The organism is Nocardioides sp. WJ219 (genome assembly GCF_058559815.1).
Map to the genome: position 1 here is coordinate 500278 of NZ_JBZUJV010000002.1, position 12807 is coordinate 513084.

The window sequence follows — 12807 nt, forward strand, 5'->3', positions numbered from 1 at the left end:
CCGCGCCCCGGCCGTTCCTAACTGAGCGGTACGACGTCGGCGGCGCCGAGCCGCGCGGCGTCGGCGGTCGCGTCGTCGGGCATCTGCTGGCTCTCCAGCTCGGCCTCGACCCGCTTGCGGTAGTGGTCGATCTCGAGCGCCGTCTGCTCGGGGCTCCAGCCGAGCACGGGCCCGACGAGGGCGGCCACCTCCTCGGCGGCGCGGGCGCCGCGGTCGAAGCTCTCGATGGAGACGTGGGTGCGCCGGGCGAGCACGTCGTCGAGGTGACGAGCGCCCTCGTGGCTCGCGGCGTAGACGGCCTCGACGCGGAGGTACTCGGGAGCGCCGGCCAGCGGCTCGCCGAGCGACGGGTCGGCGGCGACGAGGTCGAGCAGCTCGTGGACCAGCGACCCGTAGCGCCCCAGCAGGTGGTCGATCCACACCTCGTGCAGGCCCGACGACTCGGCCAGCACGTGGCGGGAGTTGACCAGCGCCTGGTAGCCCTCGGCGCCCAGCAGCGGCACCTTGTCGGTCACCGACGGCCCGACCCGGCGGTCGAAGACCGACGACAACCCGAACACGGCCTCGTCGACGGCGTCCTCGGCCATCACGCGGTACGTCGTGTACTTGCCGCCCGCGACCACCACCAGGCCCGGGGCGGGGTGGCCGACGGCGTGCTCGCGGGAGAGCTTGGCGGTCGCCTCCGACTCGCCCTCGAGCAGCGGCCGCAGGCCGGCGTAGACGCCCTGCACGTCGGCGCGGGTCAGCGGCGTCTCGAGCACGGCGTTGACGTGCTCGAGGATGTAGTCGATGTCGGCCTGGCTGGCGGCCGGGTGGGCCTTGTCGAGGGTCCACTCGGTGTCGGTGGTGCCGATGATCCAGTGCTGGCCCCACGGGATGACGAAGAGCACCGACTTCTCGGTGCGCAGGATCAGGCCGACCTCGGAGCGGATCCGGTCCTTGGGCACCACGAGGTGCACGCCCTTGCTGGCCCGCACGTGGAAGACGCCGCGCTGTCCGCCGAGGTCCTGGGTCTCGTCGGTCCACACGCCGGTGGCGTTGATGACCTGGCGGGCGCGGATCGTCACGGTGGCGTCGTTCTCGAGGTCGCGCACGACCGCCCCGGTCACGCGCTCGCCCTCGCGGAGCAGCTCGACCACCCGGGCGCGGCTGGCCACGTGGGCGCCGTAGGCCGCCGCGGTGCGGGACAGGAACATGGTGTGGCGGGCGTCGTCGACCTGGGCGTCGTAGTACTTCAGGGCGCCGACGAGGGCGTCCTTGCGCAGCGAGGGCACCAGCTTGCGGGCCCCGCTGCGGGTCAGGTGCCGGTGGAGCGGCACGCCCGAGCGGCCCGAGACGCGCGACATCGCGTCGTACAGCGCGACGCCGGAGCCGGCGTAGAAGCGCTCCCACCCGCGGTGCTGCAGCGGGTAGAGGAACGCCACGGGGTGCACCAGGTGGGGGGCCAGCTCCTGCAGGAGCAGGCCGCGCTCCTTGAGCGCCTCGGAGACGAGGCGGAAGTCGAGCATCTCGAGGTAGCGCAGACCGCCGTGGACCAGCTTGCTGGAGCGGCTCGACGTGCCCGACGCGAAGTCGCGCGCCTCGACCAACCCCACGGTGAGGCCGCGGGTGGCGGCGTCGAGCGCGCTGCCCGCGCCGACGACCCCGCCGCCGATCACGAGGACGTCGAGCTCCTGCGCCGCCATGGCCTCCAGGGACGCGGTGCGGAACTCGGGTGACAGTGCGACGGACCTCATGCGGGGCAACCTCTCGTGGCGGTGGTGGGTGGTGCGGGGCCGGTCCGGGGATCGCCCGGACCGGCCCCGGATCAGGGTGACCGGTCTGGTCGGGTCAGTCGACGTCGACCCAGTCGAGCGTGCGGGTCACGGCCTTCTTCCACTGGGTGTAACCGGCTTCGCGCTGCTGGTCATCCCACTGTGGCGACCATCGCTTTCCCTCGTTCCAGTTCTCGCGCAGCTCGTCGGTGTTGTTCCAGAACCCGACGGCGAGCCCGGCGGCGTACGCGGCCCCGAGAGCGGTGGTCTCGGCCACCACCGGTCGGCTGACCTCGACCCCCAGCACGTCGGCCTGGATCTGCATGCACAGCTCGTTGGCGGTCACGCCGCCGTCGACCTTGAGCACCTCCAGGCGCACGCCGGAGTCCTTCTCCATGGCCTCGGCCACGTCGCGGCTCTGGTAGCAGATCGACTCCAGGGTCGCCCGGGCCAGGTGGGCATTGGTGTTGAACCGCGACAGCCCGACGATGGCCCCGCGCGCGTCGGAGCGCCAGTACGGCGCGAACAGCCCCGAGAACGCCGGGACGAAGTAGACGCCGCCGTTGTCGTCGACCTGCCGGGCCAGCGACTCGCTCTGCGCGGCGCCGCTGATGATGCCGAGCTGGTCGCGCAGCCACTGCACCGCCGAGCCGGTGACGGCGATCGACCCCTCCAGGGCGTAGATCGGCGCGTCGTCACCGAACTTGTAGCAGACGGTGGTCAGCAGGCCCGACTCCGAGCGCACCAGCTCGGTGCCGGTGTTGAGGAGCATGAAGTTGCCGGTGCCGTAGGTGTTCTTGGCCTCACCGGGCTCGAAGCACACCTGGCCGACCGTGGCGGCCTGCTGGTCGCCGAGGATGCCGGTCAGCGGCACCTCGCCGCGCAGCGGGCCGTTGGCGCGGGTGGTGCCGTAGCCGCCGGGCTCGCTCGACGAGCGGATCTCGGGCAGCATCGCGCGCGGGATGTCGAAGAGCGCCAGCAGCTCGTCGTCCCACTCCAGCGTCTCGAGGTCCATCAGCATGGTGCGGCTGGCGTTGGTCGGCTCGGTCACGTGGACGCCGCCGTCGGTGCCGCCGGTGAGGTTCCAGATCAGCCAGGAGTCGGTGTTGCCGAACAGGGCGTCCCCGGCCTCGGCCGCCTCGCGCACGCCGTCGACGTTCTCGAGGATCCACTGGATCTTGCCGCCGGAGAAGTACGTCGCCGGCGGCAGCCCGGCCTTGCGCTTGATCAGGTCGGCGTGGCCGTCGCGCTCGAGCTTGCTGGCGATCCGGTCGGTGCGGGTGTCCTGCCACACGATCGCGTTGTAGTAGGGCCGACCGGTGTTCTTGTCCCACACGACCGTGGTCTCGCGCTGGTTGGTGATGCCGAGGGCGACGAGGTCGCTCGCCTGCAGCTTGGCCTTGCTGAGGCCCTTCTGGATCACCGAGCTGGTGCGCTCCCAGATCTCCACGGGGTCGTGCTCGACCCACCCGGCCTGGGGCAGGATCTGCTCGTGCTCGAGCTGGTGGCGGGCGATCTCGTTGCCACCGTGGTCGAAGATCATGAAACGGGTGCTGGTGGTGCCCTGGTCGACGGCACCGACGTACTGGGTCATCTGCTTCTCCTACGGGTGTGGGTTGGAAGTCCGGGGGCTAGGTCCGGCGGGTCAGACGGGGTCGGACTGGACGCCCTTCGGGGCGGCCACGTCGGGGTCCTCGAGGGGCAGGTGGATCTCGATCAGGAACTTGAAGGCGGCCCCACCGATCAGACCACCGATCACCGGTGCCACGAGCGGCACCCAGAAGTACAGGTCGGAGCTGTTGGCCGACTCCCACACCTGGTTGCCGTACCCCGTCATCCACGCGGCGAGGCGCGGCCCGAGGTCACGGGCCGGGTTGATCGCGTACCCGGCGTTGGCGCCCCAGGCCATGCCGATCGCGACCACGATCATCCCGACGAACCACGGCGTCAGGTTGGCCAGCGGCGGGTTGTTGACCGCGGTTGTGAGGGCGAGCACGAGGAACACCAGGATGGCGGTCCCGAGGATCTGATCGGCGAACGCGGTCGTCAGCGACACCACGGCCTCGCCGTCGGCGGTGGCGCCGGGCGAGGTGAAGAAGATCCCCATCGACGCCTTGCCGAGGTCGGGATCGACGGCCTTGATGAAGTCGGCGTAGGTGAACCGCACGATGAGGGCGGCGACGAAGGCGCCGGCGAGCTGGGCCAGCGAGTACGGCGCCACCTTGCTCCAGGGAAAGCCGCGGAACGCCGCCAGGGCGATCGTGACGGCCGGGTTGAGGTGGGCGCCGGTGATCTTGCCCGCGGTGTAGATGCCGAGCACCACGCCCAGGCCCCACGCCCAGCTGATCGTGTCGGCGTCGCCGCGACCGGCGGCGACCACCGAGGCCACCACCCCGCAGCCGAACAGGATCAGGATCAGGGTGCCGGCGAACTCGGCGCTCAGCTCCCCGAGGAGGGTGTTCTTGGTCTTCACGTTCTGTCTCCTTCCCGCGACGCCCCGTGGCGTCCGTCACACCGTGCCGCACGGACCCGCCGCCGGGAAGGCCAGGCGTTCGGCATCGTCGAACGTTGGGTCGACATTGTCGAACGGCGTAGCCTGCCGGGGTGCCGGGTTCCATCCAGTCCATCGAGCGCGCGGCCGCCGTGCTGCACTTCCTCGGCGCCGTCGCCGAGCCGGTGCCCCTCGGGGAGCTCTCCCGGACGCTCGCCCTGCCCAAGCCGACCGTCCACGGCATCGTGCGCACGCTGGTGGAGGTCGGGTTCGTCGTCCAGGACCCCGACACCGGCCGCTACACCCTCGGCGCGGGGCTGGCCCGGCTCGGGGAGACCCTCGACCCCCACCTGCTGCGCTCGCGCAGCGTCAACTGGGCCGACGGGCTGGCGGCCCGGACCGGCCTCGAGGTCCAGCTCGGCGTGCTCGCCGGCCGCGGAGTCGAGCTGCTCCACCACGTCTTCCGCCCCGACGGATCGCCCCAGCGCCTGCGCGTCGGTGAGCTGCAGCCGCTGCACGCCACGGCGCTGGGCCAGGTGCTGCTGGCCTTCTCGCCGGCCGCCTCCCGGCTCGAGGAGCTCGACCCGTACACGGCGCCCACGGGGACCAGCCGCGTCACGCTGACCCGCGCCGTCCAGCTGGCGTTCCGCCGCGGCTGGGGGGTGGCCGACGGCACCTTCCGGCCCGGTGTCGCGGCGATCGCGGCACCGATCCGGCACCACGTCGGGGTGGGGGTCGGGGCGCTGGCCGTGGTCGGGCCCCGCGAGCGCGTCCTCTCGACGACCGGCGAACCCGTGCCGGCGCTCGTCGACCAGGTCGTCGCCGCGGCCGCCGCGATCTCCGCCCACCTCGAGGACCGCCTGTGACCACCGCCAAGTACGTCGCCGCGATCGACCAGGGCACGACGTCGACGCGGTGCCTGGTCTTCGACCAGGGCGGCCGGATGGTCGCCGTCGCCCAGCACGAGCACCAGCAGCACTTCCCCCGACCCGGCTGGGCCGAGCACGACGCCTCGGAGATCTGGCTCAACACGCTCCGGGTGCTCCCCGAGGCGCTCGACCAGGCCGGGCTGCTCCCCTCCGACCTGGCCGCGGTCGGCATCGCCAACCAGCGCGAGACCACGATCGTGTGGGACCGCGCGACGGGCCGTCCCGTGGCGCCCGCCATCACCTGGCAGGACACCCGCACGTCCGAGATGGTCGAGGAGCTCAACCGCGGGCCGTCGGCCGCGCTCTTCCGCGAGGTGTGCGGGCTGGCCCCGGCCGGCTACTTCGCCGCGCCGCGGCTGCGCTGGCTGCTCGACCACGTACCGGGCCTGCAGCGCCGCGCCCGGGCCGGCGAGGTCGCCTTCGGCACCGTGGAGAGCTGGTTGATCTGGAACCTCACCGGCGGCACCGACGGCGGCGTCCACGTCACCGACGTCACCAACGCCAGCCGGACGATGCTGATGGACATCCGCACCCTCGACTGGGACCAGCGGCTCCTCGACGCGCTCGACATCCCTCGTGAGCTGCTGCCCGAGATCCGGCCCAACGCACAGGTCTACGGCTCGTGCGCGGTCGGGCTGCCGGGGGTGCCGATCGGCGGCGCCTTCGGCGACCAGCAGGCCGCGCTGTTCGGCCAGACCTGCTTCGCCGCCGGAGAGGCCAAGTGCACCTACGGCACCGGGGCCTTCCTGCTGATGAACACCGGTGACCAGATCGCCACCTCCGAGCACGGGCTGATCTCGACGGTGGCCTACGCGCTCGAGGGCCGGCCGCCGGTCTACGCCACCGAGGGGTCGATCGCCGTGGCCGGCGCCCTCGTGCAGTGGTTCCGCGACTCGTTGGAGATGATCCGCTCCGCGCCCGAGATCGAGACGCTGGCCAGCCAGGTCGAGGACAACGGGGGCTGCTACATCGTGCCGGCCTTCGCCGGGCTCTTCGCGCCCCGGTGGCAGTCCGACGCCCGCGGCGTGGTGGTGGGACTGACGTCGTACGTCACCCGCTCCCACCTGGCTCGTGCCGTCCTCGAGGCCACCGCCTGGCAGACGGCCGAGGTGGTCGAGGCGATGGCCGCCGACACCGGCATCGCCTCCACCGGGCTCAAGGTCGACGGCGGGATGACCGCCAACCACCTGCTCATGCAGTACGTCTCCGACGTGCTCGACCTGCCCCTCGAGCGGCCGCTGATGGCGGAGTCGGTCTCGCTCGGGGCCGCCTACGCCGCCGGGCTCGCCGTCGGGTTCTGGCCCGACCTCGAGGGGCTCCGCGACAACTGGCACCAGGCCGCGCGGTGGGAGCCCACGATGAGCGAGGCGCTGCGGCGCCGCGAGCGCGCGGCGTGGGACCGCGCCGTCGAGCGCACCCTGGGCTGGGTGGTCGACGGCGACACCGTCGTCCCGGCCCGCCGGTTCGGCTGAGTCAGCCGTCGTTGTTGAGCAGGAACCAGAACGTCAGGGACACCACGGTGAGGACGACGGCCGGGGTCGTGAGGATGCCGAAGAGCATGTAGCGGGCGAACCTGCGGGTGCCGCCCGCGACCACCAGCCCGACGTTGACCGCCAGCAGCACACCGAGCGCCACCAGGAAGACCCACGGGTGCTCGCTCACGTCGTAGCCGACGACCAGGTCGAGGATCGCGCCGAGCAGGCCGAGGACGACGACCACGGCGAGCACCCCGGTGAAGAACCCGGCCAGCGGCGTGACGACCGGGTGGTCGCGGCGCCAGAACGGCACCGCGTCGTCGTCGTGCAGGTCGGCGCGGACGCCGCGTCGAGCGCCGCGACGCGGCCGGGCCGGTCGGTCGGCGTTCGCGCGGTCGGCGTCGTCGGCCGGACCGGTCCGGACGCCCTCGTCGGTGCTCATCCTGGTGATCGTAGGCCGGTGCTCCACGCCCGGAGGCGCGTTCACCCCAGATCGTGGCGGATCAGGTGGGGCGTCATGGGGCGCCGGCCGGGTCGGAGAGCAGGGCGGCCAGGCCCGAGATGACCCCCACGACCACGGCGACGGTGCCGACCGTGCCTGCCGCACACCCCAGCGCGGCGCCGAGCCACCACCGCCGGCGTCCGACCGCGACCGCCGCCACCAGCAGGGCAGCGAGGGTCGGCCAGCACGCGACCGCGAGGAGCAGCAGGTCGTCGAGGACCAGGTCGGTCGACATCAGCGCGAGAAAGGTGAGGAGGACCAGGGCGGGTCCGGCCGGGACCCCCAGCGCGAAGGCGGAGCGGCCGGGTCGGCGCGGGGCACCGGCCCCCGCCATCAGGTGAGGACCAGGTAGTGCAGCAACAGCCAGATCGGGGCGATGGTGGCCAGCAGCGAGTCGAGCCGGTCCATCAAGCCGCCGTGGCCGGGGATCACGTGGCTCATGTCCTTGATGCCGAGGTCGCGCTTGATCACCGACTCGCAGAGGTCGCCGAGGGTCGCCATCACCACGGCGATCAGGCCCAGGCAGAGCCCCACCCACCAGTCGCCCTCGAGCAGGTAGACCACGAGGGCCCAGCCGGCGGCGACGCACGCGATCGCCGACCCGACGAAGCCCTCCCACGACTTCTTCGGCGAGATGACCGGCGCCATCGGGTGCTTGCCGAACAGGACGCCGGCGATGTAGCCGCCGATGTCGGAGGCCGCCGTGACCAGGATGAACGCCAGGATGCCCTGCACGCCCTCGTCGTCGAAGCCGCCACCGCCGAGGCCACCCTCGGCGAGCATCAGCGCCACGAACGAGCCGAGGAACGGCACGTAGACCAGGGTGAAGACCGAGGCGGTGGCGGTCTTGACGTAGCCGTCGATGCCGCGGTGCAGCAACCACAGCATCACGACCAGCGCGGTGACCGCGGTCGCGGTGACCAGCGCGTCGGTGCCCCACAGGTAGGCCACGACGACCATCACGGCGCCGCCCACCATCAGCGGCTGCTCCGGCAGGTCGATGTCGTGGGCGAGCAGTCCCTGGCGCAGCTCCCAGATCGCCACCACCACCGCCACCACGACGATGGCCATGAAGGCCGGTTTCCAGACCGCCAGCGACGCGATGATCGCGACCGCCAGGACCAGACCGGAGGCGATCGCCGCCTTGAGGTCGCGTCCGGCCCGCCCGTGGTCCTTCTGGGGCGGTGCTGCCGGGCCGGGGGAGCTCGTCATCCTCGGCTGCTCGAGCCGTCGAGGTCTCAGACCTCGAGCAGCTCGGCCTCCTTGTTCTTCAGCATCTCGTCGATGGCGTCGGTGTGCTTCTTGGTCACGCCGTCGAGCCGCTTCTCGGCACCGGTGACGTCGTCCTTGCCGACCTCGCCGTCCTTCTCGAGCTTCTCGAGGTTCTGCTTGGCGGTACGGCGCAGGTTGCGCACGGCGACCCGGCCGTCCTCGGCCTTGGACCGCGCGAGCTTGATGTACTCCTTGCGGCGGTCCTCGGTCAGCTCGGGGAAGACGCAGCGCAGCACCTTGCCGTCGTTGGACGGGTTGACGCCGAGGTCGGAGTCGCGGATCGCCTTCTCGACGTTGGCCATCGCGCCCATGTCGTAGGGCTGGATCATGATGATCCGGGCCTCGGGAGCGGTGAACGACGCCAGCTGCTGCAGCGGCGTGGGGGTGCCGTAGTAGTCGACGAGGATCCGGTTGAACATCGACGGGGTCGCACGGCCGGCCCGGATCGCGGCGAACTCCTCGCGCGTCGATTCGATCGACTTGTCCATCTTGGAGTCGGCCTCGTTGAGGATGTCCTTGATCACGGTGGTCTCTCCTGGGTGAGGCGGGTGTGGCTGTCGGGGTGCGCGACGAGATCGGGATCAGGCCGGGGTCACCAGCGTGCCGATCTTCTCACCCCGGACGGCGCGCTGGATGCTGCCGGGCTCGGCGAGGCCGAAGACGATCATCGGGAGCTTGTTCTCGCGGGCCAGCGTGAACGCCGTCTGGTCCATGATCCGCAGGCCCCGCTCGAGCGCCTCGTCGTAGGTGATCTCCTCGATGCGGGTCGCCGTGGGGTCGAGCTTGGGGTCGGCGGTGTAGATGCCGTCGACGCCGTTCTTGTCGAACAGCACCACGTCGCAGCGGCTCTCGAGGGCCCGCTGCACCGCGACGGTGTCGGTGGAGAAGTAGGGCATGCCCATGCCGGCGCCGAAGATCACCACGCGGCCCTTCTCCATGTGCCGGATGGCGCGGCGCGGGATGTAGGGCTCGGCGACCTGGCCCATGGTGATGGCGGTCTGCACGCGGGTGTCGATGTGCAGCTTCTCCAGGAAGTCCTGCAGCGCCAGGCAGTTCATGACGATCCCGAGCATGCCCATGTAGTCGGCGCGGACGCGGTCCATGCCGCGCTGCTGGAGCTCGGCGCCGCGGAAGAAGTTGCCGCCGCCGGTGACGACCGCGACCTGGACGCCGGACTCGACGACGTCGGCGATCTCCCGGGCGATGGCCTGGACGACGTCGGGGTCGACCCCGACCTTCCCGCCGCCGAACACCTCACCCGAGAGCTTGAGGAGCACACGCTTGTAGCCGGTCATCAGGTCCTTCCTGCAGGGTCGCACCGAGGTTACCGGTCGGCGTACCGGATCCGGAGAGGGGCATCACCGTCGCCACCGGGGGCGGACGCACCAGGAGCGCCGCCGTGACCGGCGGCGCTCCTGGGGTGGAACGGGTGGAGCTGGGTCGACCGGGTCAGGCACCGACCTCGAAGCGGGCGAACCGCTTCAGGGTGGTACCGGACGCGTCGAGGACCGCCTTGACGGTCTTCTTGTTCTCGGTGACCGACGGCTGCTCGAGGAGCACGACGTCCTTGAAGAAGCCGTTGAGCCGGCCCTCGGTGATCTTGGCGATCGCCTGCTCGGGCTTGCCCTCCTCGCGCGAGGTGGCCTCGGCGATCTCGCGCTCCTTGGCGACGACGTCGGCCGGCACCTCGTCGCGGGTGAGGTACTGCGGGCGCATCGCGGCGACCTGCATGGCCGCGGTGCGGGCGGCGTCGGCGTCGCCGTCGTACTCCACCAGCACGCCGACGGCGGGCGGCAGGTCGGCCGCACGCTTGTGCATGTAGGCCACGACGTTGCCGTCGAAGTGCGCGTACTGACCGAGCTCGATCTTCTCGCCGATGCTGATGGCCAGCGCGTCGACGACGTCGCCGACGGTCTGATCGTCGAGCGGCACCTTGCGCAGGGCGGCGACGTCGGCCGGCTTGGCCGCCGAGGCAGCCTCGGCGATCTTCTGCGCGGTCGAGACGAAGTCGTCGTTCTTGGCGACGAAGTCGGTCTCGCTCTTCAGCTCGACCAGGACACCGGGCGCGTGCGCGACCAGGCCGGACGACGCCTCGCGCTCGGCACCGCGCTTCTGGGCCTTCGCCTCGCCCTTGATGCGCAGCAGCTCGACGGCCTTGTCGAAGTCGCCGTCGGACTCCTGCAGCGCGTTCTTGCAGTCCATCATCCCGGCGCCGGTGAGCTCACGGAGCCGCTTGACGTCGGCAGCAGTGAAAGCCATGGGTACTCCTTCGTACGTGGTGGGAGAAGCAGGTCAGGACTCGGTGGTCGCCTCGGCGGCGGCCGGCTCCTCTGCCGGGACCGCCGACTCGGCGGCCTCGGTGACCTCGGCGGCGGGGGCCTCGGCGGCAGGGGCCTCGGCGGCCGGGGCCTCGGCGGCAGGGGCCTCGGTGGCCGGGGCCTCGGCGGCGGGGGCCTCGGTGGCCGGGGCGGGCTCGGCGGACTCGGCCGCCTCGGTGGCCACCGCACCCTCGGACGACGCGCCGGTCGCCTCGGAGGCCGCGGCGTCGGGCTCGGCCGAGGTGGCCTTCTCGGCAGCCTGGGCGGCGTCACCGGTGAGCAGCTCGCGCTCCCACTCGGCCAGCGGCTCGGCAGCGGCCGGAGCCGCGTCGGTGCCGGTCTTGGCGCCCGAGCGGGCGATCAGGCCCTCGGCGACGGCGTCGGCGACCACGCGGGTCAGCAGGCCGACGGCGCGGATGGCGTCGTCGTTGCCCGGGATCGGGAAGTCGACGAGGTCGGGGTCGCAGTTGGAGTCCAGGATGCCGATGATCGGGATCTTCAGCTTGCGGGCCTCCTCGACGGCGAGGTGCTCCTTGTTCGTGTCGACGATCCACACGGCCGAGGGCGTGCGGGCCATCTCGCGGATGCCGCCGAGCGACTTGTTCAGCTTGTCGCGCTCGCGACGCATCTGCAGCAGCTCCTTCTTGGTGCGGCTGCTGCCGGCGACGTCGTCGAAGTCGACCTCGTCGAGCTCCTTGAGGCGGTTGATCCGCTGGTGCACGGTCTGGAAGTTGGTGAGCATGCCGCCGAGCCAGCGCTGGTTGACGTAGGGCATGCCGACGCGCGTCGCCTGCTCGGCGATGGCCTCCTGGGCCTGCTTCTTGGTGCCGACGAACATCACGGTGCCGCCCTTGGCGACGACGTCCTTGACGAAGGCGTAGGAGCGGTCGATGTAGGCCAGCGACTGCTGCAGGTCGATGATGTAGATGCCGTTGCGCTCGGTCATGATGAAGCGCTTCATCTTGGGGTTCCAGCGTCGGGTCTGGTGCCCGAAGTGGACGCCGCTCTCGAGGAGCTGGCGCATGGTCACGACTGCCATGGTGGTTCTCTTCTCCTGTGTCGGACGCACCCCGTCCGTGCACCCTTCGACCGTGAGCGCTCGCGCGCGGCTGGCAGGGCACACCGGTGCAGGTCCGGTTGGTTTTCAGTTCGTCGCCGCCGGCGGGTGCCGGAGGCCCTGACGCCCGACGCGATCCGACCAGACCGGCACGCTGTCCGGACGGGACTGAGGATCGACGCCCGCGGACGGGTCCGCGGAGAGGGCGTGCGAATTCCCGCTCGTGAGAGCAGGTGGGGCCAGCGTAGACGAGCGGGGGCGGCACCGACGAATCCGGCGGCCCTGGGGAAACATCCCCGAGTCGTCCACAACCACGCTCCCACGCCCCGTCGTCCACAGCCGCACCCGCGGCGCGGGCTGGTCGTCGGTGCCCGGGCCGATGCTCGCCCCATGACCCGTCACGCTCCCCCACTCCCCGCCGGCCCGCCCCACGCCGGCCCGACCCGGGCCCTGCGGCGCGCCTGCGTGTCCTGGCCGTCGCGTGGGCACTGGTCGTCCCGGCCGCGCCGCACCCGGCGGCCGGCGCGCCGCAGGACCCGGACCCGGTCGGCGTGTGGCCGCTGCGTCCCGAGCCCGAGGTGGTCGCCGCGTTCGACCCGCCCGACACGCCCTACGGCGCCGGGCACCGCGGCGTCGACCTGCGGGGCTCGCCGGGCCAGGTGGTGCACGCCGCCCTCGCCGGTCGGGTCTCCTACGCCGGCCGGGTCGCCGGCCGCGGTGTGGTCGTCGTCGATCACGGCGTGACCCGCACGACCTACGAGCCGGTCACCGCCACGGTCGCGGTCGGCGACCCGGTGCCGCGCGGCAGCCCCGTCGGCGTCCTGGAGGTGCCCGGGTCGCACTGCTTCCCGCGGTCGTGCCTGCACTGGGGCTGGATCGAGGGCGCGTCGACCTACCTCGACCCGTTGCGCCTGGTCGGCGCCGGCCCGGTGCGGTTGCTGCCGTTGTGGCGCGACGAGCCGGTCGGCCGCACCGGCACTCGGCGCGCTGCTCGGTCTGTTCGACTGAG

At 72.0% G+C, this 12807-nt stretch carries 13 protein-coding genes and 1 pseudogene; 3 read left to right on the forward strand and 11 right to left on the reverse strand.

Features of this window, described 5'->3' with window-relative positions:
* Positions 1 to 17: 17 nt before the first annotated feature.
* From AC4MBH_RS06445 to AC4MBH_RS06455, 3 genes are all read right to left on the reverse strand, one after another.
* The gene (locus AC4MBH_RS06445) at positions 18 to 1736 is read right to left on the reverse strand and encodes a glycerol-3-phosphate dehydrogenase/oxidase (protein WP_491793616.1); all 1719 of its coding nucleotides are present in this window, start codon (positions 1734 to 1736) and stop codon (positions 18 to 20) included.
* A 94-nt stretch (positions 1737 to 1830) separates the two neighbouring features.
* Positions 1831 to 3348, reverse strand: coding sequence for a glycerol kinase GlpK (gene glpK, locus AC4MBH_RS06450; RefSeq protein ID WP_491793618.1), 1518 nt, complete (start codon positions 3346 to 3348; stop codon positions 1831 to 1833).
* Between the two features lie 51 nt (positions 3349 to 3399).
* Positions 3400 to 4227 carry an MIP/aquaporin family protein gene (locus AC4MBH_RS06455; protein ID WP_491793620.1) on the reverse strand — a complete coding sequence of 276 codons (828 nt, stop codon included), beginning with the start codon at positions 4225 to 4227 and terminating at the stop codon, positions 3400 to 3402.
* Positions 4228 to 4358: 131 nt separating this feature from the next.
* On the opposite strand from AC4MBH_RS06455, the gene AC4MBH_RS06460 reads away from it, so the two are divergent.
* Both AC4MBH_RS06460 and glpK (AC4MBH_RS06465) read left to right on the forward strand, forming a co-directional pair.
* Positions 4359 to 5111, forward strand: coding sequence for an IclR family transcriptional regulator (locus tag AC4MBH_RS06460; protein WP_491793621.1), 753 nt, complete (start codon positions 4359 to 4361; stop codon positions 5109 to 5111).
* Complete coding sequence (gene glpK / locus AC4MBH_RS06465) at positions 5108 to 6646, forward strand: glycerol kinase GlpK (RefSeq protein WP_491793623.1); 1539 nt, start codon at positions 5108 to 5110, stop codon at positions 6644 to 6646. Before AC4MBH_RS06460 ends, glpK (AC4MBH_RS06465) begins: the two co-directional genes overlap by 4 nt.
* A 1-nt stretch (position 6647) precedes the next feature.
* Here glpK (AC4MBH_RS06465) and AC4MBH_RS06470 read toward each other — a convergent pair whose 3' ends face one another.
* The 8 genes from AC4MBH_RS06470 to AC4MBH_RS06505 all read right to left on the reverse strand — a co-directional run bounded on the left by AC4MBH_RS06470 (position 6648) and on the right by AC4MBH_RS06505 (position 12535).
* Positions 6648 to 7091 (reverse strand): hypothetical protein, encoded by a 444-nt coding sequence (locus tag AC4MBH_RS06470; RefSeq protein WP_491793624.1) that lies wholly within the window; start codon positions 7089 to 7091, stop codon positions 6648 to 6650.
* A 73-nt stretch (positions 7092 to 7164) separates the two neighbouring features.
* The gene (locus AC4MBH_RS06475) at positions 7165 to 7485 is read right to left on the reverse strand and encodes a hypothetical protein (protein WP_491793626.1); all 321 of its coding nucleotides are present in this window, start codon (positions 7483 to 7485) and stop codon (positions 7165 to 7167) included.
* Positions 7485 to 8363, reverse strand: coding sequence for a phosphatidate cytidylyltransferase (locus tag AC4MBH_RS06480; RefSeq protein WP_491793628.1), 879 nt, complete (start codon positions 8361 to 8363; stop codon positions 7485 to 7487). The genes AC4MBH_RS06475 and AC4MBH_RS06480 overlap by 1 nt, the downstream gene beginning before the upstream one ends.
* Before the next feature lie 26 nt (positions 8364 to 8389).
* Complete coding sequence (frr, locus tag AC4MBH_RS06485; protein ID WP_491794131.1) at positions 8390 to 8944, reverse strand: ribosome recycling factor; 555 nt, start codon at positions 8942 to 8944, stop codon at positions 8390 to 8392.
* A gap of 60 nt (positions 8945 to 9004) precedes the next feature.
* Complete coding sequence (gene pyrH / locus AC4MBH_RS06490) at positions 9005 to 9718, reverse strand: UMP kinase (RefSeq protein ID WP_491793629.1); 714 nt, start codon at positions 9716 to 9718, stop codon at positions 9005 to 9007.
* 154 nt (positions 9719 to 9872) lie between these two features.
* Positions 9873 to 10682: a translation elongation factor Ts gene (tsf, locus tag AC4MBH_RS06495; protein ID WP_491793631.1), complete on the reverse strand. Its 810-nt coding sequence runs from the start codon at positions 10680 to 10682 to the stop codon at positions 9873 to 9875.
* A 33-nt stretch (positions 10683 to 10715) separates the two neighbouring features.
* Positions 10716 to 11780 carry a 30S ribosomal protein S2 gene (gene rpsB, locus AC4MBH_RS06500; RefSeq protein ID WP_491793633.1) on the reverse strand — a complete coding sequence of 355 codons (1065 nt, stop codon included), beginning with the start codon at positions 11778 to 11780 and terminating at the stop codon, positions 10716 to 10718.
* Between the two features lie 416 nt (positions 11781 to 12196).
* The gene (locus AC4MBH_RS06505) at positions 12197 to 12535 is read right to left on the reverse strand and encodes a hypothetical protein (protein WP_491793635.1); all 339 of its coding nucleotides are present in this window, start codon (positions 12533 to 12535) and stop codon (positions 12197 to 12199) included.
* Between AC4MBH_RS06505 and AC4MBH_RS06510 the strand changes: the two are divergent.
* Positions 12461 to 12619, forward strand: a pseudogene (locus tag AC4MBH_RS06510) (M23 family peptidase); the annotation flags it as partial. The gene AC4MBH_RS06505 and the pseudogene AC4MBH_RS06510 overlap by 75 nt on opposite strands.
* Between the last annotated feature and the right edge of the window lie 188 nt (positions 12620 to 12807).

What these genes read in the sequence shown, in the direction of transcription:
- AC4MBH_RS06445 (WP_491793616.1), bottom strand. Translation starts at nt 1,736, where the DNA reads ATGAGGTCCGTCGCACTGTCACCCGAGTTCCGCACCGCGTCCCTGGAG.
- glpK (WP_491793618.1), bottom strand. Translation starts at nt 3,348, where the DNA reads ATGACCCAGTACGTCGGTGCCGTCGACCAGGGCACCACCAGCACCCGT.
- AC4MBH_RS06470 (WP_491793624.1), bottom strand. Translation starts at nt 7,091, where the DNA reads ATGAGCACCGACGAGGGCGTCCGGACCGGTCCGGCCGACGACGCCGAC.
- AC4MBH_RS06475 (WP_491793626.1), bottom strand. Translation starts at nt 7,485, where the DNA reads ATGGCGGGGGCCGGTGCCCCGCGCCGACCCGGCCGCTCCGCCTTCGCG.
- AC4MBH_RS06480 (WP_491793628.1), bottom strand. Translation starts at nt 8,363, where the DNA reads ATGACGAGCTCCCCCGGCCCGGCAGCACCGCCCCAGAAGGACCACGGG.
- pyrH (WP_491793629.1), bottom strand. Translation starts at nt 9,718, where the DNA reads ATGACCGGCTACAAGCGTGTGCTCCTCAAGCTCTCGGGTGAGGTGTTC.
- tsf (WP_491793631.1), bottom strand. Translation starts at nt 10,682, where the DNA reads ATGGCTTTCACTGCTGCCGACGTCAAGCGGCTCCGTGAGCTCACCGGC.
- rpsB (WP_491793633.1), bottom strand. Translation starts at nt 11,780, where the DNA reads ATGGCAGTCGTGACCATGCGCCAGCTCCTCGAGAGCGGCGTCCACTTC.